We start from the raw sequence: 23,655 nt of genomic DNA, 5'->3' as shown, positions 1-23,655 counted from the left end.
GCCTCTACCGTGCAGGTTCCGGGGTAGTCTATGGTGCCTTCGGCGGGTGTTCGCCTGACCTCAGGCAAAATCTATGGGTGTGGGTGCGCAGGGATATTACACCGCGATATTGCGCCGGGATTTAGGCTTCCGGTTCTGCCGCCCACTTCTCGGGCGCATCCACAGCGTTCGGGGCGATGCGGTGCAGCTCCTGCAGTACCGCCTGCTTGTCCTCGGCATAGCGAGTGCGGAAGCCGGTCTGCACACGGTGACCGTCCAGGGTCCAACCAATCACGACCAGGCCGTTCTTCTCCACAACCTTACCCGCCATACCGCGGTCGGTGGTGATGACTGCGAGCTTCTTCGCCGGAACCCACAGGTCCTTCGCTCCGTTACGGGTGAAGATGATGCTGTCCGGGTAAATCAGCAGGGTGGACTTGCTCTTGAAACCGAGCGAATCGAAGCCCACGCGGTCCAGCCAGTTACCGAAGATCGTGGTGCTGACGTACTCGCCCTCGAAAGCGGCGTCAGCGGTCATGCCCTCGTAGCGTTCGGGCACTTCCTTGAGGGAGCCGAACATGTTCGCCTGGCGTGCCAGGCGCGAGCGCCATCCGTGCCACATGCCGTAGATGCACAGGGCGACCAGGGCGATGCAGATGACGGCGGTCAGGAACTTTCCCACAAAGGTTCTCTCTTTCGGTTGGGGTCTCGGTCGATGATCTCGGCCTGGGTTGGTGAGGTTGGGGGCGGTGCTCCCGGCGAGGCGGTGGCAGGCGCGAAACCTACCACCGCCAGGCACGGTCACCACGTGCGTTCGCCTCGCAGATTAGCGGCACGAACGCACGTGTGCGGATTTAGCGGCGCGGGGTTGCCAGCTCGCCGTTCAGCACGGTCGGGTGGCCAGCGTAGAAGGTTGCACGAATCGAGCCGGGCACCTCCATGTCGCGGTAGGGGTTGTTCTTACCCTTGGTTGCCTGCTCCTCCGGCTTGATGACGCGGGTTACCTTCGGGTCGACCAGCACAATGTTTGCCGGTTCGCCTTCGGCAAGCGGGCGGCCCTGCTCGTGGTCCAGGCGACCAATCTTCGCGGGCTCCTCAGAGAGGATGCGTGCCACATCGCGCCAGGTAATCATGCCGGTGTCAACCAAGGTCATCTGGATGATGGACAGTGCCTGCTCCAGGCCGGTCATACCGTTCGCGGCGCACGCCCACTCGCATTCCTTGGTCTCTGCCGGGTGCGGTGCGTGGTCGGTACCGATCACGTCGATGATGCCGTCAGCAACAGCCTGACGCAGCGCCATGACGTCCTCTTCGGTACGCAGCGGCGGGTTCACCTTGAAAATCGGGTCGTAGGTGCGTGCGGTCTCGTCGGTAAGCAGCAGGTGGTGCGGGGTCGCCTCCGCGGTTACCTTCACGCCGCGGGACTTAGCCCAGCGCACAACCTCAATGGAGCCCTTGGTGGACAGGTGGCAGATGTGCAGCTTGGAGTCCAGGTGCTCAGCCAGAAGCACATCGCGGGCAATGATTGCCTCTTCAGCGACAGCGGGCCAGCCGGTCAGGCCCAGGTCAGCGGATACCTTACCTTCGTTCATCTGGGCACCTTCGGTCAGGCGCGGCTCCTGCGCGTGCTGCGCAATAACGCCGTCGAAGGTCTTGACGTATTCGAGGGCGCGGCGCATCACTGCGGGGTCGTACACGCACATGCCGTCGTCAGAGAACACGCGCACGTTCGCGGTGGAGTTCGCCATGCCGCCGATGTCGGAGAGGCGTTCGCCCTTCAGGCCCACGGTTACTGCGCCGATGGGCTGCACGCGGCACCATGCGGATTCCTTGCCGAGGCGGTCAACCTGCTCAACGACTGCGGCGGTGTCTGCCACGGGCATGGAGTTTGCCATGGCGAACACTGCGGTGTAGCCGCCCAGGGCTGCTGCGCGGGTGCCGGTTTCGACGGTTTCGGATGCCTCGTAGCCGGGCTGACGCAGGTGGGTGTGGATGTCGACCAGGCCGGGCAGCGCCACCTGGCCTGCCGCCTCGACGACCTGCGCGTCTGCGGCGTCAATGTTCTCTGCGATGAGGCTAATCACGCCGTCCTCGATGAGGATGTCGGCGACCTTTTCGCCATAGAGGCTTGCGCCCTTGATCAGGTACTTGCTCATGGTGTTGGTTCCTCTCGTTAGGAAGGTCGTTTAGGATTCGTCGCCGGCGTAGAGCTTGGCGCTGGAGCCGTCGGTCAGAAGCAGGTAGAGCACCGCCATGCGCAGCGCCACGCCGTTGCTGACCTGGCGCAGGACCCATGAGTTGGTGGCGTCGGCGGCTTCGGTGCAGATTTCCAGGCCGCGGTTCATGGGGCCCGGGTGCAGGATTGCGACCGGCTGCGGCTGCGCCTGCAGGGTTGCGAAGCGTTCGGCGGTCAGGCCCCACAGGTCGGTGTACTCCTCTGCGGAGGGGAAGTACGCGGCGTTCATGCGTTCCTTCTGGATGCGCAGCAGCATGACGGCATCGGGGTTGGTGGCGATGGCTTCATCGAAATCGTGGAAAATTTCCAGGCCGGCTTCTTCAACCCAGGAGGCGGTGTTCAGCGGCAGCAGGGTTGGCGGTGCGACGAAGACGACCTGCGCGCCGAGGGTGGTCAGCAGCCAGAGGTTGGAGCGTGCCACGCGCGAGTGCAGGATGTCGCCGACGATCAGCACGCGCATGCCGGACAGGTCGGTGCCGCGGGGGCTGTCGAGGCCGTCGCGTTCTGCCTTGTACTGGCGCAGGGAGACGGCGTCGAGCAGTGCCTGGGTGGGGTGTGCGTGGGTGCCGTCGCCCGCGTTGAGTACCGGGATGTCGGTCCAGCCTGCCTCGGCGAGACGCTGCGGTGCGCCGGATGCCGAATGGCGGATCACGAACGCATCCGCGGCAATCGCCTTGAGGGTCTGCGCGGTGTCCTTGAGCGACTCGCCCTTAGACAGGGAGGAACCAGATGCGGAGAAGTTGGTGACGGCTGCACCCAGGCGCTTCTCCGCGGCTTCGAAGGAGAGGCGGGTTCGGGTGGAGTCCTCGAAGAAGAGGTTGACGACGGTCTTGCCGTTGAGCACGTTGAGGGTGCGGTTTTCGGCTTTGACCTGCGCCATGTAGTCGGCGACGTCAAGGATTTCGATGGCTTCTTCGCGGGTTAGTTCGCGGGTGTCGAGCAGATGCTTCATGAGAGCCCTCCCAGCTGGATAATGTCAACTCGGTCTGTTGCGTTGTCGGTTTCAGTCAGTACGACGCGCACGGTTTCGCTGGCGCTGGTGGGCAGGTTTTTGCCCACGTGGTCGGCGCGGATGGGTAGTTGCCGGTGTCCGCGGTCTACGAGGACTGCCAGGCGTACGAGGGCGGGTCGTCCGTGGGCGTTGAGTGCGTCGAGGGCGGCGCGCACAGTGCGGCCGGAGTAGAGGACGTCGTCAACGAGGACTACGGTTTTGCCTTCAATGCCGATGGTGGGCATGATGCTTTCCCCTGCGGTATCTGGGGAGGTGGTGCCGCCGGTTCGCTGGTCGTCGCGGTAGGCGGTGATGTCCAGGGCGCCGATTCGTGTTTCTGCGTTGAAGTTCGGCTCGATGGCTTGGATGCGGGCTGCGAGTCGTACGGCGAGGGGCACGCCGCGGGAGCGGATGCCGATGAGTACGAGGTTTTCTACGCCTTTATTGGTTTCAATAATTTCGTAGGCGATGCGGGTGAGGGCGCGGCGGATTTCGTCCTCGCTGAGGATGGTGCGGCCGACGGTGGTCGCTTCCTCGGAGATGCTTTGAGGGGTTGCCGAATAGAGGGCTGCGGTTAGATTTCGCCCCTGATTCGCGCCGGATGTGGGTACAGTTGACCCAGGCATAGCCGTCTCCTTCCCCGCCTCACGGGACGGATTTAAAGGTTTTGTGCTTCTAGTAGGGTACCACAGTTCACAGGCTACGTTCAGGTTCGGCGAGAGACCGCTCACGGTGAGGGGGAGACAGCGGTGAGGCACATACCGCATCCCTTATCTGCGCTGCAACAAGCAGGATCTCGACAACATGGACAAATAGTGAGCCGGGGTTTGTGCTCTGTGGATATATGTTAGGGTAATGGCATCAACCGATAACATTCCACTGAATTCCACACGTTGTTGCGTGGATAATTCTGCGGTTTACACAACCACACACCAGAAAAGAACCAACAATGATGTTCAACCGTACTTCTATTGCCGCGCTCTCTGCGGCAATGATGCTGATCCTGTCGCATGTTCCGGCGGCGTGCAGGTCAGCGCAGAATCTAGTGCTTCCACTTCCGCGAGCGCTGAATCGGCAAGCGCGGAAGCTTCTGCAACTCCCACTCCTTCACCCACTCCGACGGGTTATGAGCCCGTGCTGATTCGTGCGAACGTTGATTTGGATAACCCGTCGAAGGAAGCAGCAGATGCGACCCTCAAGGCTGCATACGATGCGTTGGAACAGTACCGACGTATTTGGAATGCATGGTTGCATGGGAGCATGGAGCACACGAGCGATGAAGAGCTGCTCCGATACGTGCATAAAAACTTCCTGGAAGACACAAAGGAAGATGTGGAGAATATTCAAAAGTTCACAGAAGAGAACCAAGGTCCTATCAAGGGCGAAATTGCCTTCAATAACATCGATCCAGTCACCTATGGAACCATGAACGACGATGGTTCTGTCTCATACAACACCGGCGCAACCATCACGTTCTGTGAAGACTGGAGCAACGTTCGCTCTGCTGAGGGTAAGAAATTTAAGGACCCGCAGCTAACGCGAAGGGTCTTTGTTGTTCGCCGTTCTGAAGATAATGCGTTTGTTGTTATCAAGTCTGAGACCCTTCATAACGGTTGCGGAGACGAAGCAGACGCTACGAGCGAGGCGACCGCATCCGCTCAAAGCGAGTAGCTGATACTGCACGAGGCGCATACCGGGCACGCGGGGCGGGGGCTCCGTCCTCAAGGCGCTCAGCGCCGCAGAGGGGGCACTCCCCCGCCCGCGTTGTCAGGTGAAGCCTCGAATGTTACCCCTACCCACGGGCTCCGGTGCACCTCCCGACGTATCTCAGCCGGTACCACCGAACCCAGCGAGCGCATCCGGATCAGCATCCCAGACCCGAGCACACGACAAACGCAACCTAGACACAGAAAACCCCCGCCGTCCTGTAGCGAACTACAGCACGGCGGGGGTTTCACGTACGCTCCCTGCGGGCGCATCCTCAAACAGCGAACCAACCAGCTACAAGCCAGCAAGCCGCGGCGGGACGTCTTACGCGAGCAGGGTCGGCTTCACCTGACGGAGCTTATCCAACAGACCGTTCACGAACTTCGGAGATTCATTCGTGGACAGCACACGCGCCAGACCGACAGCCTCAGAAATTGCGACAGCATCCGGAACTTCGTCATTGTACAGAAGCTCCCAAGTGCCAATACGCAACACGGCACGGTCCACGGCGGGCATACGCTCGAAGGACCAGTCACGAGCGTAAGTCTCCACAAACTCACGGATCTCTTCGTCGTGGTCGCGGACGCCACGAATGATTTCCTCAGAGTAAGCAGAAATCTGCGCTACCGTGTACAGTCGGCGGCGGCGGAGTACCTCAATATAATCTTGGTTGCGCTGATCCGCCTCGAAGAGCACTTCGAGGGCGCGCAATCGGGCTTTCGTACGCGAATTCATTAGTCGTTCACGCGACCGAGGTACTCACCGGTGCGGGTGTCAACCTTGACCTTGGTGCCGGTCTCCAGGAACAGGGGAACCTGAATCTCGTAGCCGGTCTCAACGGTTGCGGGCTTGGTGCCGCCGGTGGAGCGGTCACCCTGCAGGCCGGGCTCAGTGTAGGTGATTTCGAGGACCACGGATGCGGGCAGCTCGATGTACAGGGGGCTACCCTCGTGCATTGCGATGGTTGCGGTCTGGGACTCGAGCATGTAGTTTGCTGCGTCGCCGACAACGGTTGCGGGAACGTTAATCTGGTCGTAGGTCTTCATGTCCATGAAGACGTAGTCGTCGCCGTCCTGGTACAGGTACTGGTAGTCGGAGCGGTCAACGGTTGCGGTTTCGATCTTAGCGCCAGCGTTGAAGGTACGGTCGACGACCTTGCCGGAGGTAACGTTGCGCAGCTTGGTGCGGACGAATGCGCCACCCTTGCCGGGCTTAACGTGCTGGAACTCTACGACGGACCAGAGGTTGCCGTCAATCTTCAGGACGGCGCCGTTCTTAATATCGGTAGTGGATGCCATGGGGCTCTCCTTCGTGTCATCGACGCTCACGCCGTAGTGATACACCGGCGAGGCGCTAAGTTTTCAATGAGCAAAAATATGTCCCGTACATTCTACAGGATGCGCACGAATTTGCCTAGCAGGGTCGCCACAGTTTTTCTGTAGCACCCCGCCCGGCTGGCGCGTATTAGCAAACACGCGCCGAGTGCATCCGGTGAATATACGGGACTCACAACTACTCGGAGATAATCTCCTGGTAGGTCATGTACAGAATCGAGTCGTCCGGCACCTCGTAGACGCGCGGGCGAGCCAAACCGTCAAGAATGATGAAGCGCAGCAGGTTGCCGCGTGCCTTCTTGTCGCGGCGCATCGCTTCAAGCAGCTGGGGCCATGCGTCTGCCTTGTAGGAGGTGGGCAAGCCCAGGGATTCGAGGATGCGGCGGGTACGTGCCACGAGTTCTTCGTCGGCGTGGCCGGTTGCCAGCGCCAGTTCGGCGGCGTAGACCATGCCGACGGACACTGCCGCGCCGTGACGCCACTGATAACGCTCGTTGCGTTCGATAGCGTGGGCGAGAGTGTGGCCGTAGTTCAGGATTTCGCGGCGGCCGGATTCGCGCAGATCCTCGGAGACGACCTCCGCCTTCACGCGCACGCTGCGTTCAATGAGTTCACGCATCACGGCGGACTGCGAGTCGCGTACGGCGTTGGGGTTCGCCTCGATCAGGTCGAGAATTTCGGGGTCTGCGATGAAGCCGCACTTGACGACCTCACCCATGCCGGTCAGCAGCTCATGCTCGGGCAGGGTGCGCAGGGTACCGATCTCGCAGAGCACCGCTGCGGGCGGCCAGAACGCGCCGACCAGGTTCTTACCTTCGGCGGTGTTGATGCCGGTCTTACCGCCCACGGCAGCGTCCACCATGCCGAGCAGGGTGGTCGGAATGTGGATGACGCGCACGCCGCGCAGCCAGGTTGCCGCCACGAAGCCGGCAACGTCGGTAATGGCGCCGCCACCCACGGAGATGATCGCGTCGGTGCGGGTGAAGTCGTTCTGACCGAGCACCTGCCAGCAGAATGCCGCCACCTGGTAGTGCTTCGCCTCCTCAGCGTCCGGAATTTCGGCGCTAAACGATTCGTAGCCCATGGTGCGCAGGTCTTCCATGACCAGCTCACCGGTGGAACGCAGGGCACGCGGGTGAATCACGAGCACCTTCTTGGTGCGGTTGCCCAGAATTTCGGGGATTTTACCGAGCAGGTTGTGGCCGATAAGAACCTCATAGTTCTCACGCGGGGAGCTGCCGGTCACCGGGACGCGGGTGATATCTTCCGCGCCGGAGGCACCGAAAGTGGGGGTGGGCTGAGTGCTCATCATGTGTCCTTTCACAGGTGAGGGGTTATGCTTGGGGGCGCTGCGCGCGGGAGGCGCGGGTTGCGGTCACGTACGCCTGGATTTCGGCGGTCATCTCGGTGATGGGGCGGCCGCCTCGTGCGTCCAGGGTGAAGTGCGCCAGCTCTTCGTATCGGCTGCGGCGGCGCTCAAAAATTTCGGTCCACCGCTCAACCGGGTTCGGCTGCAGCAGCGGGCGGGTCTTGTTGCCGGTAATGCGCGGGGTGACGGTCTCAGCATCAACGAGGATGTACACCACGCATTCGTCCTTGAGTAGCTCCGCGACCGAGTCGGTCATGGGCGCGCCACCGCCCAGGGAGAACACCGTGTTGCGGTACATGGGCGAGGTGAGGACCTCTTCGATGGTTTTGCGTTCGAGCTCGCGGAAATGCGCCTCACCGAAAATCTCGAAGATTTCGGAGACTTCACCGTAGCGTTCCACGATGAGCTGGTCGGCGTCGAGGAACTCGTAGCCGTAGAAACGCGCCAGGTGCGTACCAATGTAGGTCTTACCTGCCGCCATGGGGCCGATGAGCACGATGGGGCGAGAGCGTTCCGCGAAGTTCTCGTGCATTTCACGCACCTGCTGCGGGTGGATGCGAGCGCCGCTGGCGGACTCGTCTTCTGCGAGCGCCTCTGCGGGGACAGCAAGCTCTGCGGGGACGGTGAGCTCTGCGGGTGCCACAGATTCAGCCGGGGTTGCAGGTTCAGCCGGTACTGCAGGTTCGGCGGGTGCGGCAACCTGAACCTTGCCGAACAGCGCCGGGGTCGGACGAACCGGCTTGGCGGGTTCAGCCGCGGGCGCAACTACAGGATGTGCAGGTGCCGGCTTGAGCGCAGCGACTACTGACGGCGCGGCCGGTTTTGGAGCTGTGGGCTTGGCAGGTGCAGGCATAGGCACAGTCGGCTTGGGTGCTTCCGCCTTCGCGAGTTCCCTGCGGGATTCCTCTTCAGCGGTGCCCATGCCCTGCAGGGCGCTGAGCAGCTTCAGGCGCAGGTCCTCGTCCAGGCCGAGCGCCGGGTCGGCATCCTCAGACACCGAGGAGGCATACAGGCGCACACCCTGCGTGCTCGCCGTAGCGGCGGCGGGCAGGGGGCGGGCGCCAGAACGCATCAAATCAGCGGGGGTGGGCACGCGAGAAGCCGGGCGGGAAGAATCCTCACGCGCAACAGCCTCACGAGCCCCAGCGCCCGCAGCCTCAACACTCTGCTCAGCCACAGCAGATACACCGGATTCTGCGCCGGTTTCCGGGCGCGGCGAAGCGCCCCCTCGCGCACGCTGCGTTGCCGCAGCAATACGCGCAAGGGGGCTCGAAGCGACCGGGCGAACACCCTGCTCCACAGAAACCTCCCCGGAACCGCGACCCTTCGTGCCGCGGTCCTCAGACTCCGCCGGAAGGGGCACTACGCGTCCCAACCAGCCACGTTAGACTCCCACGCCAGAGACGCCGGGATAGCGTCCAGGTAGGAATCCATGTTGCGGCGAGTCTCATCAATCGAGTCGCCACCAAACTTCTCCAGTGCCGCTTCAGCGAGCACCAGGGCGACCATAGCCTCCGCCACCACGCCGGCGGCGGGAACAGCACACACGTCCGAACGCTGGTGGTGGGCGCGAGCCTCTTCACCGGTGGAAGTGTCAATGGTCTTCAGGGCCTTCGGCACGGTCGCAATGGGCTTCATTGCCGCGCGCACACGCAGCAGGTCGCCAATGCTCATGCCGCCCTCAATACCACCTGCACGGTTGGTATCGCGGGTAACGCCGTGCTCACCGATGGAAATCTCGTCGTGAGCGGCGGTGCCCGGGCGGTCAGCGGTCGCGAAACCGTCGCCAACCTCAACGCCCTTAATAGCCTGAATACCCATCAGCGCTGCGGCAAGGCGCGCATCCAGTCGGCGGTCCCAGTGCACGTACGAACCCAGTCCGGGAGGCATACCGTACGCGAGCACCTCAACCACGCCGCCGAGAGTCTCGCCGTCCTTGTGCGCCTCGTCCACGCGCTGAACCATCGCGTCGGAGGTTGCCTTGTCGAAGCAGCGCAGCGGGTCAGCGTCCAACTGATCCACGTTGCGGGGCGAAGGCACCGGGGCACCCTCGGGAGCGTGCACGCCACCCACAGCCACGGTGTGAGAAACCAGCTCAACACCCAGAGCCTTCAAAATCTGGGCGGCAACCACGCCGAGAGCCACGCGGGTCGCAGTCTCACGTGCGGAGGCGCGCTCCAGCACCGGGCGAGCCTCCGAGAAGTTGTACTTCTGCATACCGGTAAAGTCAGCGTGACCGGGACGCGGACGGGTCAACGCAGCATTACGCGCACGACCCTCAATCAGCTTCGGGTCCACCGGGTCGGAGCTCATCACGTCAGTCCACTTGGGCCACTCGGTGTTCGCAATCTCAATCGCGACCGGGCCGCCCTGAGTCAGGCCGTGACGCACACCGCCCAGGATGCGCACGCGGTCCTCCTCGAACTTCATGCGGGCACCGCGGCCGTAGCCGAGGCGGCGACGAGCCAGGGCGTCACGCACCATGTCGCTGGTGAGTTCCACACCGGCGGGTACGCCCTCAATAACGCCGACGAGCGCCTCGCCGTGGGATTCTCCGGCAGTGAGCCAACGCAGGGCCATAGGTTAACCTCTTTTCATCGCACCCGCACCGCAGCGCAGGAGGAAGGAATAATAATTCTTCACGTGTATAAATAGTGTATAAAATGCCTGTTTACTGAGCGAGTGAAAGCACGCTTTTTTCACGAAACGGAAGCACGAGGAGCAAGATCAACCGCCGCGCACATCGCATTCACCAGGCCCAGCAGATCACCCTCAGACAGGGTGCGGCCGGTGAACAGCAGCACCTGCTCCACCGCCTGATACAGCAGCATCTCCAGGCCAGAAACCACCGTGCCGCCGTTAGCCTCCCAGGCGCTCGCCAGCACCGAAGGCCACGGGTTATACGCAACATCGAGCAGTACCGGCTGGCGCGTTGCGGAGGCGCCCTTCAGCCCGCTCAGCTGGCTCGCCCACTCATCCGCCGCATGGGCCGGAAGCGTAGAAATCACCGGGTGATGACCGCGCTCCGCAAGGTTCTGCGGCAAATCAGCCAGAGAAACCTGCTCCAGCTGAACGCCCAGGCGGTCCGCCGCCTCCTGCACGCTACCGAGCTTATGCAGCGAACGGGCGTACACGCTCACGCGAGAATACCCCAGCTGATGCAGTGCGGTCAGGGCGGAAATAGCAGTCGCTCCCCCACCCACAATCGCGGCAGAATCCTTAATCAGTTCCGGTTCCAAACCGGCGTGGCGCAACGCGTTCACAATGCCGATCACGTCCGTGTTATCGCCCAGCACCTTCTCACCGCGCGGATACACCGTGTTCACCGCACCGGTCACGCGGGCAGTCTCACTCAGCTTATCGCAATACTTGATGACCGCGGTCTTCAACGGCATCGTCACCGACAAACCCGCAATATACGGGGCGTCCTCCGTACCCTTCGGGTGACGCACACCGTGCATAATCGCCGGCAAATCATCGGGTAAAGTATCGCGGCGATCATAACCCAAATTCTGCTCACCCAAAAAGTCATACGCGGCACGATGCAGCGCAGGCGACAGCGAATGCGCAATAGGGTGCCCCAGCACGTAGGCGCGGCGAAGATACGGGGCCTCACGGTACGGTTCAGTCTTCATCGATAGATACTCTCTCGCTCTCAACGCTGGGGAACGCTCTCAACACTTGGGGTTTGGGGTTTGCGGACACGCACGCCACGAACCCAAGTTCATAGGCGCACTCTACCCATTTTAAGGGACAAACCAATATTCAGGTACAGCCCACTAACCAAGCACAACCGAGCACCCCAGTATTCGGGTACAGCAAAGGCGGGCACCTCCCCCACTCTCGTGGAGGCGGTACCCGCCTCAGCAAGGAACCTTCAGTCCAAAGCTACCGAATCGTAGCTACCGGCTGAACCAATCAGCTGCAGCTTAGCTACAACGGTTCGGGTGATTAGAACACCACTGGTTGTACTCTTCAACATAACGCTGGTGCTCAGCGTAAGTGCGGGAGTACTTAGTCTCACCGGAATCCAGGTCCACAGTCACCCAGTAGTAGTACGGGTTCTTCTCGGGAGCCGCGGCAGCCTTAATCGAAGCCAGCTGCGGGGAACCAATCGGACCCTTCGGAAGACCCTTATTCGCATAAGTGTTGTACTTATTGCTCTTATCGGCCTTCTGCTCTTCAGTCAGGTGGTACGAGCGGATACCCAGACCGTAGGTTACGGTCGCATCCGACTGGATCAGACCCGAGGTCTCACCATCGGGGTTGTTCAGACGATTCTCAATGATGCCTGCAACCGCCACGTAGTCCTTCGGCTGAGCCTCAAGCTCCACGATAGACGCGATGGTCAGAACCTCGAAGGTCTTCTGGTCGCCGCTCACGCCGGCTTCCTTCAGGTCAGCCTTGGTCTTATCAACCATGGTCTGAATGACCTTCTTGATGTCGGTGTCCTTCGGGAAGCGGTACTCACCCGGGTGCAGCCAACCCTCAATCGAGGGGAAGTTGCTCGGCACACCGTACTGGGTGTAGTTGCTGACTGCGTCCTCAACCTGCTTGCGGGTGAACGCGCCATCGGAGCCAGAAACAATCAGGTCGATGGTCTCACTCATGCGCTTGCCCTGCGGAATCGCCAGGTACAGTACGTTGCTATTCGCCTCAATAATGGTCTTAATCGCGCTCGAGCTGCTCATGTGCTGCTGCAGTTCATAGGTGCCAGGCTGCAAGTACTTACCCTTGCTTTCCTTGGTGTACATCTCAAGGAACTTATCAGCATCAGCAATGATGCCAGCCTCTTCCAGCTCAGAAGCCACCTGCGCGGTGGACTGGCCGGAACGAATCGTGAACGTCACGGTCGTGCCGTTACCGCCACCCGAGTAGTCACGATTCTTGAACGGGTCGTAGCGAGTAATCAGGGCACCAGAAATGATGACCAGAGCCACGACAAACAGGGAAATTGCGCTCAGCAAAACGGCGCGGCGGCGGCGCTTACGCGCACGCAACGTAGCCACCGACACGATTTCCTGTTCCATCGTAATGCCGGTAATACCCTTACGTTCGTCCTCGGCCGTGGGCCTAAAGAGGTCGAGCCCGCTCTCTTCGGGGTGTTTATTCTGTTCGGTCACTGAAGGTTCTCCGTTTCGTTGACGGCACCAACCGCGGTCCCTTCTGACTCGGACGGTCGGTTTTCTTCGTGGGCCGGATCGCTCACCTTGTACCCGGCTACGGACTGCCCCGCCTTGAGGGCATCCAGGCTGTACTGCAAAATATTCACAGCCGCCACCTGGTCAACCATAGTCTTGAAATCTCGGCTGGAAACCCCAGCCTCGTGCAGTGCACGGTGAGCGCTCACGGTGGTGAGTCGCTCATCCACCAGCCAAATGTTAATGTGTGTCTTCTCTTCGGCATCCAGCTCGGAGCGCAGAGCCTGAGCGTACTCCCGAGCCATTTCCGTGGAGGGAGAATCCCCACCACGCATGGTCTTCGGAAGCCCGACGAAAACCTCCACCACCTCGTTCACCTCAATCAGCTTACGCAAAACACGGCGGTCAGAGTTCTTCTTCGCGTCGCGGCGTAGCGTCTTGAGCGGGGTGGCGAGAATACCGTCGGGGTCGCTGAGGGCGGTGCCGACGCGGGCGTTACCCACATCGACACCCATCCGCACTCCGCGCTGGAATTCTGCCATGTTTAGGCCTGAGCCTGTGCGATAGCGTCGCGGACAGCGTCCAGTGCAGCACCAATCTTGGATGCGTCCTGGCCACCACCCTGCGCGATGTCGTCCTTACCGCCGCCACCGCCGCCGAGAACACCGGCAGCGACGCGGACCAGAGCGCCAGCCTTCACGCCATCCTCACGAGCACCCTCGTTGGTTGCCACCAGGATGACGGGGCGGCCATTAGCCACACCCACCACGGCAACAACAGCGGCCTCGGAGCCGAAGCGCGAACGCAGATCCAGAGCCAGCTCACGAACGCCGTTAGCGTCCAGTTCGCCAGCGTCATGCGCCAGAACGCGAACAGAACCGATGGTCTGTGCGTTCTCCAGCAGCTTGCCAGCCTCAGCCTGCAGCTTCTCGCGGCGCAGCTGAGCCAGCTCCTTCTCAGCAGCCTTCAGCTTAGCCAGAGTCTGGTTAATCTTCTCCGGCAGATCAGCGGAAGACTGAACCTTCATCAGGCCGGTCAGCTGGTTCACCAGGGTACGCTCAGCAGCCAGGTGGTTGAAGGAATCCAGACCCACCAAAGCCTCAACACGGCGGTTACCGGAGCCAACAGAACCCTCGGTCAGCAGGGTCAGCGAACCAATCTCAGCGGACGAACCAACGTGGGTACCACCGCACAGCTCGCGGGAGAACTCGCCGCCGATTTCAACAACACGCACCACGTCGCCGTACTTCTCGCCGAAGAGGCTCATAGCGCCCAGAGCCTTAGCCTCAGCAATCGGCATCTCACGGGTAATCACCTCGTGGTTATCGCGGATCGCGAGGTTAGCAACCTCTTCAACCTCACGCTTAGCGGACTCGGACAGGCCCTCGTTCCACGCAAAGTCGAAACGCAGGTAGCCTTCCTTGTTAAAAGAGCCACGCTGAGTAGCCTCGTTGCCGAGCACCTGGTGCAGGGCAGCATGAATGATGTGGGTACCGGAGTGTGCCTTCTCACCGTCGCGGCGGCGCTGAACGTCAACCTGTGCCACAACATCGGCACCGACGTGAACCTCGCCCTCACGCACAACGGCGCGGTGAACGCTCAGGCCCTTCACGGGCTGCTGAACGTCCTGAACGTCAATGATGAAGCCATTGCCGGTAATGACACCGGTATCAGCTGCCTGGCCACCAGCCTCCGCGTAGAACGGAGTCTCATCCAGGACAACCTCAATCTTGTCGCCAGCCTTAGCGGCGGGAACCGACACGCCATCCACCAGGATTGCGCGCAGCTTAGTCTCAGTACGCAGCTCGGTGTAACCGGTGAAGATGGAGCCACGCTCGTCCACGAGCTTACGCAGCTCGGACAGGTCAGCGAACGCACCCTTCTTCGCCTTAGCGTCAGCCTGCGCACGGTGACGCTGCTCAGCCATCAGCTCACGGAAAGCCTTCTCATCAACCTTCACGCCAGCCTCAGCAGCCATCTCCAGGGTCAGGTCAATCGGGAAGCCGTAGGTGTCGTGCAGAGCAAACGCCTCAGCACCAGAAACAGCGTTGGAGCCGTCCTTCTTAGCGGCAGCGACAGCCTCTTCCAGACGCTCAGTACCGGTCTCAATGGTGTGCAGGAACGCCTTCTCCTCAGCGTACGCAATGCGGGAAATACGCTCGAAGTCGTCAGCAACGTACGGGAAAGCACCCTTCATCGCATCACGCGAAGCCGGGAACAGCACGGGCAGGCAGGGCTCAGTCACGCCCAGCAGACGCATCGCACGAATCGCGCGGCGCATCAGACGGCGCAGAATGTAGCCGCGACCCTCGTTGGAGGGGGTCACGCCGTCAGCAATCAGCATCAGCGAGGAACGGATGTGGTCCGCGACCACGCGCATACGCACGTCGTCCTCATAGCCCTCGTCCTTGGGGGACTCGGAGCCGTGGTACTTCTTACCGGACAGCTTAGAAGCAGCGTCCAGAACGGGGCGGACCTGGTCAGTCTCGTAGAAGTTCTCAACACCCTGCAGCAGCATTGCCATACGTTCAACGCCCAGACCGGTATCGATGTTCTTCTTCGGCAGCTCACCCAGAATCTCGAAGTCATCCTTGCCGATGCCCTCGCCACGCTGGTACTGCATGAACACAAGGTTCCAAATCTCAATGTAACGGTCGTCGTCAGCCGCCGGGCCGCCTTCCTTACCGTAGGCGGGGCCACGGTCGTAGAAAATCTCCGAGTCGGGGCCTGCAGGGCCGGGCTGACCGGTGGACCAGTAGTTTTCCTTCATGCCCATACGCTGAATACGCTCAGCGGGGAAACCAACGGTCTTAGTCCAAATCTCGAACGCCTCATCGTCACCCTCATAAATGGTGACCCACAGACGCTTGGGGTCCAGGCCGTAGCCGCCCTCCTCAACGGAAGAGGTCAGCAGCTCGTAAGCAAAAGGAATCGCCTTCTCCTTGAAGTAATCACCGAAGGAGAAGTTACCAGCCATCTGGAAGAAGGTACCGTGACGCGCAGTCTTACCGACCTCTTCAATGTCCAGGGTGCGGATGCACTTCTGCACGCTGGTCGCGCGGGAGAACGGAGGGGTCTCACGGCCCAGGAAGTAGGGAATGAACGGCACCATACCGGCAATGGTGAACATAGCGCCGGGCTCGTTCGAAATCAGCGATGCCGAAGGCACCACAGTATGGCCGCGGGAAGCGAAGAAATCGATCCAGCGCTTGGAAATCTCCTGTGAGAGCATCTCGTTCCTTAGAGTAATCTGTGCGAAATTCTAAATTAGTCTACTGACCTATGGTGCCTGCCCGAGAGTAAAATGGCTAATCGAGCCAGTCTCGTACCGTGGTTTACGGGCGAAGACACCACCTTTTGAAACCTAGTTGAAGAAGCCGTCACCGAGCTGACGGTCACGCGCAATACGCTGCTCACGCGCTCGCTTCTGAGCCTCTTCCAAGGAGGCAATCTCAGCCTCCACCTCAATGAGTTCACGCTCAGCCAGACGGCGGTTCGTGGACTCAATCTCAGTCGAGCTCATCTGGCGGTCCCACGTATCCAGGGAGCCAGGACGCAAATCCTGCTTCTGGCGCTCCACCTTAGCGTTGAGCTCCATCTCCTTCTCCTGCATGCCCTCACGCACGCGGGCGGCGAACTCAACAGCACGCAACGCATACGGCTGCAGGGGCTTGCCAATCGGCGAATCGAAGAACTTTCCCATCTGAGACTCCGGGTTGAGGGCAAGCTCACCGTGCTCACGCATGAGCAGGGCGCTGCCGGGGGTACGCTGAGCAGGTTCGGAGGCGGCACGCCTGGAAGCGAAGTAACCCACCGCCGCACCGGCGCCAAGTAGAAGAGCTGAACGAAGCAGACCCATTAGTTCTCACCGCCTGCAGAGTAAGAGGACTGTGCCGAACCGTACTGACCGCCAGCGTGGGTATTGCCGGTGTTGCCAGCGGTGCCGTGTGCATCGCCGGGCTTACCGCCACGGAACGCCTGACGCACACCGTACGAGAAGGACGCAACCTTAATCAGCGGCTGACCCACAGTCGAGGTCACCAACGAGGACAGCGCAGAAACGTTCGCGGATGCATCCGAAACGTTCGAGGTGATGTCGTCAACCTTCTCCAGCTGCTCATTGGTGGTCACCACAGTGCGGGTCACCTCTTCAATGAGGGGGCCGGTGCTCTGGTTCAGCGAACGAATCGTCACGATAAGCTCATCAAACACCTTAGTCAGGCGAATAATGGGTAGCGCAAGAAGAGCCACCAGAATCGCAAAAACTCCTGCCGCAATCAGGCCCGCAATATCTCCGCCGGTCATCTATAACCCCATTCCGCTCAATGCATGATGCTTATCAATAGTCGTACAGGACCGCATGCCACCGTGGCACGCAGCCGGATTGTGCGTACAGTTCAGGAATGTATACACAGTTCAATCCCCTATTTTAGTCGAAAAATCCTTCAAACGCCCCCTAAACTCTCATGAAACTCCCAGCGACGGAAGATTCACAGGTTCAGCAGCACCACTGCCCTCTGGTGTATATACCCCAAAAACCCGCGCGTTAAACGGGAACAACCCGCCCCCACCGAACGGTGCAGGACGGGTTGCTTCTCGAAAAATCGAGATTATGCCAGACGCGAGTAGTACTCAACGACCAGCTGCTCATCGCAGATCACGGGGATCTCTTCGCGCTTGGGCTTGCGCTCAAGCTTTGCGTGCAGCTTCTCGATCTCAACGTTCAGGTATGCGGGAACCTCGGGCAGAACTGCCTGGTTCTCACCTGCAGCCGCAGCCTGGAAGGGGGTGGTCTTCTCAGCCTTGGGGTGAACGTGGATCAGCTGGCCGGGCTTGACGTGGAACGAGGGACGGTCCACGCGAACGCCGTCAACCATGATGTGACGGTGAACAACCATCTGACGTGCCTGTGCAATGGTGCGGGCGAAGCCTGCACGCAGAACCAGAGCGTCGAGGCGAGTCTCGAGCAGCTCGACCATGTTCTTACCGGTCTGGCCCTCGGTACGCTTTGCCTCGAGGTATGCGCGGCGCATCTGTGCCTCGCGGATGTTGTACTGAGCGCGCAGACGCTGCTTTTCCTTCAGCTGGGTAGCGTAGTTGGAGTCAGCCTTCTTGCGGGCACGGCCGTGCTGGCCGGGGCCGTAAGGACGACGCTCGAGGTACTTTTCTGCCTTCGGGGTCAGTGCAATGCCCAGGGCACGGGACTGACGCACGGTACGGCGGGTGCGGTTGTGCTTAGCCACAATCTACCTTTCATATGTGAGGCTCCTGCACCCTCACGGGTGAGGCCTCAGTCTGTTGAATACTGGCCTCCTCGGTTGACCCCGCCGGAATCCGTACGCGACCGATTCGGTCGTTGCTGTACGGCGGTGGGGCGGAGAGCTCGGGGCAGAGTACCCCGCAACTACATTACTGACACCCGCATGGATGCGGGCGTAGTAATTGCCAGACCCGTCAAGCTTACCGGATGCGCCCGGGCTTTACCAGCCTTTTGGGAAATCATTGGTTCAAATCACTGTGCGTGTGGGTTTTTGATACTTACCCACACGACCCCACAGGGATTATTTATGCCCGTCAGGACTCTTTAGATGCGCCTTCCCCGGAAAATCACGGCGCTGAGATGTTGAATTGTAATCATTTCGTTATTTTTAACCTGTGTCTTTATGGGAAATAGCTTGATTCTATACCCCTAAATCGCCTAGACTAGAGAACATAACGAGCTTGACCTCTGCCCTTCCGGGAAGGCCGACAGTCAAGACTTCTATCACAACTCAAAACTCTGACGCGGTGCGCAGTACTACCGAGGTACTACGCACCGCTTTCTGTTTGCACTCAGTCCTATACAGCTACCTGCTCTATACGGCTACTTGCCTACCGCACCGCTCCCCCGGCGGTCAGCAGTCAAAGTAGTAGGCGACTCGATGAGAGCCGCGTGAGCTAACGGGTCGTATCCTGCGCCGGAGCCGCATCCAAAATACGGCGAATACGCTCACGACGCTCCGTCAACGTACGCTCAAAACCATGCTGAGTCGGCTCGTAATAGACCGTACCGCGCAGAGTATCCGGCAGATACTGTTGCGCCGCCACGTGACCCGGCTCATCATGGGCATAAATGTACCCCACGCCGTGACCAAACTGCTTAGCCCCCGCATAATGGCCATCACGCAAATGCACCGGAACCTGACCGGCAGCACCCGCACGCACATCTGCAATCGCACGATTAATAGCGTTATACGCGGCGTTCGACTTCGGCGCAAGCGCACAATAAATCACCGCCTGCGAGAGGATAATACGCGCCTCCGGCATACCCACCAGCGCCACTGACTGCGCCGCAGCCGTCGCCACCTGCAGCGCCTGCGGATCAGCCAGACCAATATCCTCACTCGCCAAAATCATGATGCGACGAGCCACAAAACGCGGATCCTCGCCGCCCTCCAGCATACGCGCCAGGTAGTGCACCGCGGCATCCGCGTCAGAGCCACGTATGGACTTAATGAAGGCACTCACCACGTCATAATGCTGATCGCCCGAACGGTCGTAGCGAATTGCGGCGCGGTCCACCGCCTCCGTAGCGTGCGCCAGGGTGATGCGCACGGGCGCGGCAGGGTCAGCCTCTTCGGCACCGGTTTCTGCGGGGCCAGTTTCTGCAGGGGCATTTCCCGCAGCTTCAGCCTCGCTAAAGGCAATCGCAGCCGCCGCCTCCAGTGAGGTCAGGGAGCGGCGAGCGTCGCCTCCCGAAACCGCCGCGAGGTGGGCGCGCGCTTCCTCATCAATGACCGCCGCACCGTCAAAACCGCGCGGATCAGCCAATGCACGGTCAATCAGACGTTCAATATCGGACTGCTCCAGCGAATGAACCCGCAACAGTAGCGAGCGCGAGAGCAGCGGCGAAATAATGCTGAACGACGGGTTCTCCGTCGTAGCCGCCACCAGAATCACCCAGCGGTTCTCCACACCGGGCAGGAGCGCATCCTGCTGAGCCTTCGTGAAACGGTGAATCTCGTCGAGGAAGAGCACGGTGGTCGTGCCGTACATGTCGCGGTCGAGCAGTGCCTGATCCATGACCGCGCGCACATCCTTCACGCCCGCGGTAATCGCCGAAAGCTCCACGAACTTACGACCCGGCGCGCGCGCAATCACATGCGCCAGAGTGGTCTTACCCGTACCCGGCGGGCCGTACAAAATCACCGAGGACGGGCCAGCCGGTCCGGCATTCTCCCCCGCCAACACGCGCAGAGGCGCACCCGGAGTCAGCAGATGCTCCTGGCCGAGGACCTCATCAATCGTGCGCGGACGCATACGCACCGCCAACGGCGCACGAGACGCCGAACGGGCAGAATACGCACGCGACGCAGAGGCACGCGAGGAGGCGGACTCCTCAGCGGGCGCGCCAATCAAGCTCACGCGGTCCCCGTCATCGGGCAATTCAAGATCAAAGAGGGAATCAGCCATAGTCTTACTCTATCGTTTCACAATCTGGAGGCGGGTACGGGATGTGGATATACAGTTGCGGATTTAGCTCGCGGCGTGACACCACACGGGTTTTCGATAGGTTAGTGTCTTCGCCGTGGGTTTTAAACCCCGGGGCAATCCACTAACCTATCGAAAGCGCCGGCCTAGAGGGTCTCACTATCGAGAATCAGGGTCACCGGGCCGTCATTGACCAGCTCCACCTGCATGTCCGCACCGAACACGCCGGTCTCCACGTGCAGGCCACGCTCACGCAGCGCCTCCACATAGTCGTTGAACAGCGGCTCGCTCACCGCACCGGGCGCAGCGGCAGACCAGGAGGGGCGGCGACCCTTCTTCGCATCCCCGTACAGGGTGAACTGGCTGACCGCCAGCACGGGTGCGCCCTCATCGAGCAGGGACTTCTCCCCCTCCAGCAGGCGCAGGTTCGCGGTCTTATCGGCAAGCTTCGCAATCTGCGCCGCACCGTCACCGTGAGTGATACCGACCAGAACCAGGTAGCCGGGCTGGTCAATCGTGCCGACCGTCTCACCCGCCACGCGCACCGCCGCGCGGGTCACGCGCTGAATAACTACTCGCATCTTTCACCTTTCAACTTGGAGCCGGTCTTCACCGGGCTCATATATCTCTTTCGACACCACACTCGGCGGCTGGTTTAGGGGAGCCGCTGTTCTAGAGGTAACAGCCTCAGAGCACGCCGCGCAGCTGCACGGCACGCAAAAACTGGTTCGCCGCCCGCGGGGTACGAAACTCAATAAAACGCTTCTGCAGATGCTGCCATCGAGCCTCCGCCAGCAATTCCCCAACATGCGGGTAGCTCCTCCACGTGTACCGGATCATGTTGTCCGGGTCGCGCAGAATATTCTTCAGCGGCGGCTCCACATTATCAGCCCACAGCCTCTGACCCGTCACCGCACGGCGCACCGTCCGGCGAACCACACGCCACATGACCACCGCACGGCTATAGCGCAAGTAAATCACCACATCCGCACGCTCCAGCAGGCGGCCGCGCACCTGCGGATACTGCCACTCCGTAATCCATGCAGGCCGCTCAATGAGCGCCTGAACATCCGCCTCAAAACTAGGGCGCGGAGTCCAGCTCGGACCCCAATGCAACGAGTCCATCTCCGTATGCGGAATGTCCAGGAGGCGCCCCAACCGCGCCGCGAACGTCGTCTTACCGCTACCGCTCGGGCCGGCAATCAGAATACGCATGCTCCCCTCCACCTTTGGTTAGTACACAAAACGGCACGCACGCCACTTGATACAAAAGGTGGGCTGCGACCCTGCACCAGCAGAATACACAGCCCACCCTCAACAGAAACCCCGGCACAACTCAACGCCCACCGGGTTCACGCCGCACAGGCCCACACCCCCTACGAGGCGCACGACCAAAGACTAGAGAAGATTACTCCTCGTCCTTCTTCTTCGGCTTGAAATCAACGCCAGCTTCCTTACGCTGCTCCGGAGTAATCGGTGCAGGAGCCGCAGTCAGCGGATCGAAACCATTACCGGTCTTCGGGAACGCAATAACCTCGCGGATTGAATCAACGCCAGCCAGCAGAGACACAATACGGTCCCAACCGAACGCAATACCACCCATGGGCGGCGCGCCGTACTTGAACGCATCCAGCAGGAAGCCGAACTTCTCCTGAGCCTCTTCCTCACCAATGCCCATCACAGCGAACACGCGTTCCTGCACGTCACGGCGGTGAATACGGATCGAACCGCCACCAATCTCGTTACCGTTACAGACAATGTCGTAAGCGTATGCCAGAGCCGAACCCGGGTCAGTGTCGAAAGTATCCATGAACTCGGGCTTCGGGGAGGTGAACGCGTGGTGCACAGCAGTCCACGCGGAGTGGCCCAGAGCCACGTCACCGGACTCAGTAGCATCAGCGGAAGACTCGAACATGGGAGCGTCAACAACCCACACGAAGGACCACTCGCCGTCCTTAATCAGGCCGGTACGGTGACCAATCTCAACACGAGCAGCACCCAGCAGCGCACGGGAAGCCTTAGCCTCACCAGCAGCGAAGAAGATGCAGTCGCCGGGCTTCGCGCCGGTAGCCTCAGCCAGGCCAGCACGCTCAGCGTCGGTAATGTTCTTAGCAACCGGGCCGGTCAGCTCGCCATCCTCCTGAACGAGGACATACGCCAGGCCCTTAGCGCCACGCTGCTTAGCCCACTCCTGCCAAGCGTCCAGGGTACGGCGAGGCTGAGAAGCACCGCCGGGCATGACCACAGCACCCACGTAAGGAGCCTTAAACACGCGGAAAGTGGTGTCCTTGAAGTACTCGGTCAGCTCAGTCAGCTCCAGACCAAAACGCAGGTCAGGCTTGTCCGAACCGTACTTCTCCATCGCATCCTTGTAGGTAATGCGCTGAATCGGGCGGGGAACCTTCACATCAATCAGGTTCCACACAGCCTCAACGATGCGCTCGCCCAGCTCAATGATGTCTTCCTGATCAACGAACGACGCCTCAATGTCCAGCTGAGTGAACTCAGGCTGACGGTCCGCACGGAAATCCTCATCACGGTAGCAACGAGCAATCTGGTAGTACTTCTCAATACCGCCCACCTGCAGCAACTGCTTGAACAGCTGAGGGGACTGCGGCAGAGCATACCAAGAACCCGGAGCCAGACGAGCCGGCACCAGGAAGTCACGCGCACCCTCAGGGGTGGAACGGGTCAGGGTCGGGGTCTCAACCTCAATGTAGCCATCCTCAGCCAGCAGGTTACGTGCCGCACGGTTCGCATCCGAACGCAGACGCATGATGCGAGCCGGCTCCGGGCGGCGAAGATCCAGGTAGCGGTAGCGCAGGCGCGCCTCCTCACCCACCTCAACGTGCTCGTCAATCTGGAAAGGCAGCGGAGCGGCAGTGTTCAGCACCTCAACGGCGGACACCTCAACCTCAATCTCGCCGGTCGCCAGGTTCGGGTTCTCGTTACCCTCCGGGCGCTTAGTCACCAGACCGGTCACACGCAGCACATACTCGTTGCGCAGGTGCTCAAAATCAGCCTCATTGTGGAAAACACACTGGGTGACACCCTCACGGTCACGCAGGTCAACGAAAGCGACACCACCGTGGTCGCGGCGGCGAGCCACCCAACCGGTCAGGGTAACAGTCTCTCCAATATTTGCGGCGGTCAGCTCGCCGTTGGTGTGAGTGCGAAGCACAGACATTCCTTTCATAGCGGGCACCTCACGACTATAGACAGTAGCCGGGTACACGCGGTTGATGATATGCGCACACTGCGTGCGCCTCATATATTGTATCCCCTCCGGGCAGGTCGATGGCGGGTCGGGGCAAGTCTGGGCAAGTCAGGCGCCAGAAAATGGGGTGCAGAGGCGGGGGTGCAGGTAGGGCGGCAGGTTCGTGGGTGTCTGCGGTCGATAGGTTAGTGTCTTCGCCGTGGGTCTTTAA

21 protein-coding genes are annotated in these 23,655 nt (G+C 60.7%); 1 reads left to right on the top strand and 20 read right to left on the bottom strand.

The genetic code is table 11. The features are described from left to right. Positions 1–121: 121 nt before the first annotated feature. The 4 genes from HMPREF2927_RS06995 to pyrR form a co-directional block, all read right to left on the bottom strand. Positions 122–661 carry a PH-like domain-containing protein gene (locus HMPREF2927_RS06995; RefSeq protein WP_070686711.1) on the bottom strand — a complete coding sequence of 180 codons (540 nt, stop codon included), beginning with the start codon at positions 659–661 and terminating at the stop codon, positions 122–124. 172 nt (positions 662–833) lie between these two features. Further along, the gene (locus HMPREF2927_RS06990) at positions 834–2,135 is read right to left on the bottom strand and encodes a dihydroorotase (protein ID WP_070686709.1); all 1,302 of its coding nucleotides are present in this window, start codon (positions 2,133–2,135) and stop codon (positions 834–836) included. Positions 2,136–2,165: 30 nt separating this feature from the next. Continuing rightward, positions 2,166–3,167, bottom strand: coding sequence for an aspartate carbamoyltransferase catalytic subunit (locus HMPREF2927_RS06985; RefSeq protein ID WP_049354673.1), 1,002 nt, complete (start codon positions 3,165–3,167; stop codon positions 2,166–2,168). Continuing rightward, entirely contained in the window at positions 3,164–3,832 is a 669-nt protein-coding gene (gene pyrR / locus HMPREF2927_RS06980; protein ID WP_246827381.1) for a bifunctional pyr operon transcriptional regulator/uracil phosphoribosyltransferase PyrR, read from the bottom strand. The genes HMPREF2927_RS06985 and pyrR overlap by 4 nt, the downstream gene beginning before the upstream one ends. A 229-nt stretch (positions 3,833–4,061) precedes the next feature. On the opposite strand from pyrR, the gene HMPREF2927_RS09145 reads away from it, so the two are divergent. Then, on the top strand, positions 4,062–4,877 hold the full coding sequence (locus HMPREF2927_RS09145; protein WP_199774553.1) for a methyl coenzyme M reductase subunit gamma: 816 nt from the start codon (positions 4,062–4,064) through the stop codon (positions 4,875–4,877). 360 nt (positions 4,878–5,237) lie between these two features. On the opposite strand, the gene nusB is transcribed toward HMPREF2927_RS09145, so the two are convergent. From nusB to aspS, 16 genes are all read right to left on the bottom strand, one after another. Further along, on the bottom strand, positions 5,238–5,648 hold the full coding sequence (gene nusB / locus HMPREF2927_RS06970) for a transcription antitermination factor NusB (protein WP_070686705.1): 411 nt from the start codon (positions 5,646–5,648) through the stop codon (positions 5,238–5,240). Next, on the bottom strand, positions 5,648–6,211 hold the full coding sequence (gene efp / locus HMPREF2927_RS06965) for an elongation factor P (RefSeq protein ID WP_005505932.1): 564 nt from the start codon (positions 6,209–6,211) through the stop codon (positions 5,648–5,650). The genes nusB and efp overlap by 1 nt, the downstream gene beginning before the upstream one ends. A 214-nt stretch (positions 6,212–6,425) precedes the next feature. Continuing rightward, positions 6,426–7,556, bottom strand: coding sequence for a 3-dehydroquinate synthase (gene aroB, locus HMPREF2927_RS06960; protein ID WP_070687234.1), 1,131 nt, complete (start codon positions 7,554–7,556; stop codon positions 6,426–6,428). A 25-nt stretch (positions 7,557–7,581) separates the two neighbouring features. Continuing rightward, on the bottom strand, positions 7,582–8,979 hold the full coding sequence (locus HMPREF2927_RS09355; protein WP_070686703.1) for a shikimate kinase: 1,398 nt from the start codon (positions 8,977–8,979) through the stop codon (positions 7,582–7,584). Beyond that, positions 8,979–10,196 carry a chorismate synthase gene (gene aroC / locus HMPREF2927_RS06950; RefSeq protein ID WP_070686701.1) on the bottom strand — a complete coding sequence of 406 codons (1,218 nt, stop codon included), beginning with the start codon at positions 10,194–10,196 and terminating at the stop codon, positions 8,979–8,981. The genes HMPREF2927_RS09355 and aroC overlap by 1 nt, the downstream gene beginning before the upstream one ends. 119 nt (positions 10,197–10,315) lie before the next feature. Continuing rightward, positions 10,316–11,251: a shikimate dehydrogenase gene (locus HMPREF2927_RS06945; RefSeq protein ID WP_070686699.1), complete on the bottom strand. Its 936-nt coding sequence runs from the start codon at positions 11,249–11,251 to the stop codon at positions 10,316–10,318. 294 nt (positions 11,252–11,545) lie between these two features. Beyond that, positions 11,546–12,739: an endolytic transglycosylase MltG gene (mltG, locus tag HMPREF2927_RS06940; RefSeq protein WP_070686698.1), complete on the bottom strand. Its 1,194-nt coding sequence runs from the start codon at positions 12,737–12,739 to the stop codon at positions 11,546–11,548. Beyond that, complete coding sequence (gene ruvX, locus HMPREF2927_RS06935; RefSeq protein WP_005505922.1) at positions 12,736–13,299, bottom strand: Holliday junction resolvase RuvX; 564 nt, start codon at positions 13,297–13,299, stop codon at positions 12,736–12,738. The genes mltG and ruvX overlap by 4 nt, the downstream gene beginning before the upstream one ends. A gap of 2 nt (positions 13,300–13,301) precedes the next feature. Next, on the bottom strand, positions 13,302–15,989 hold the full coding sequence (alaS, locus tag HMPREF2927_RS06930) for an alanine--tRNA ligase (protein WP_070686696.1): 2,688 nt from the start codon (positions 15,987–15,989) through the stop codon (positions 13,302–13,304). Between the two features lie 132 nt (positions 15,990–16,121). Further along, a complete protein-coding gene (locus tag HMPREF2927_RS06925) occupies positions 16,122–16,616 on the bottom strand; it encodes a hypothetical protein (RefSeq protein ID WP_049352479.1) in 495 nt (164 codons plus the stop codon). Beyond that, positions 16,616–17,062 (bottom strand): DUF948 domain-containing protein, encoded by a 447-nt coding sequence (locus tag HMPREF2927_RS06920; protein WP_070686694.1) that lies wholly within the window; start codon positions 17,060–17,062, stop codon positions 16,616–16,618. Before HMPREF2927_RS06920 ends, HMPREF2927_RS06925 begins: the two co-directional genes overlap by 1 nt. 305 nt (positions 17,063–17,367) lie before the next feature. Beyond that, positions 17,368–18,000: a 30S ribosomal protein S4 gene (gene rpsD, locus HMPREF2927_RS06915; protein WP_005508739.1), complete on the bottom strand. Its 633-nt coding sequence runs from the start codon at positions 17,998–18,000 to the stop codon at positions 17,368–17,370. A 694-nt stretch (positions 18,001–18,694) separates the two neighbouring features. After that, positions 18,695–20,209, bottom strand: a complete 1,515-nt coding sequence (locus tag HMPREF2927_RS06910; RefSeq protein WP_070686692.1) for a replication-associated recombination protein A — start codon at positions 20,207–20,209, stop codon at positions 18,695–18,697. A gap of 164 nt (positions 20,210–20,373) precedes the next feature. Then, positions 20,374–20,808, bottom strand: a complete 435-nt coding sequence (gene dtd, locus HMPREF2927_RS06905; protein ID WP_070686690.1) for a D-aminoacyl-tRNA deacylase — start codon at positions 20,806–20,808, stop codon at positions 20,374–20,376. 106 nt (positions 20,809–20,914) lie between these two features. Beyond that, positions 20,915–21,442, bottom strand: coding sequence for a P-loop NTPase family protein (locus HMPREF2927_RS06900; RefSeq protein WP_070686685.1), 528 nt, complete (start codon positions 21,440–21,442; stop codon positions 20,915–20,917). 193 nt (positions 21,443–21,635) lie between these two features. Next, a complete protein-coding gene (gene aspS / locus HMPREF2927_RS06895) occupies positions 21,636–23,408 on the bottom strand; it encodes an aspartate--tRNA ligase (RefSeq protein WP_070687232.1) in 1,773 nt (590 codons plus the stop codon). Between the last annotated feature and the right edge of the window lie 247 nt (positions 23,409–23,655).

Origin of the sequence: Rothia sp. HMSC061E04, from assembly GCF_001813685.1 — a bacterium.
GTDB classification, from domain to species: domain Bacteria; phylum Actinomycetota; class Actinomycetes; order Actinomycetales; family Micrococcaceae; genus Rothia; species Rothia mucilaginosa.
Note: the sequence above shows the minus strand (reverse complement) of the source record. Positions and strands in the feature narration are given on the sequence as shown.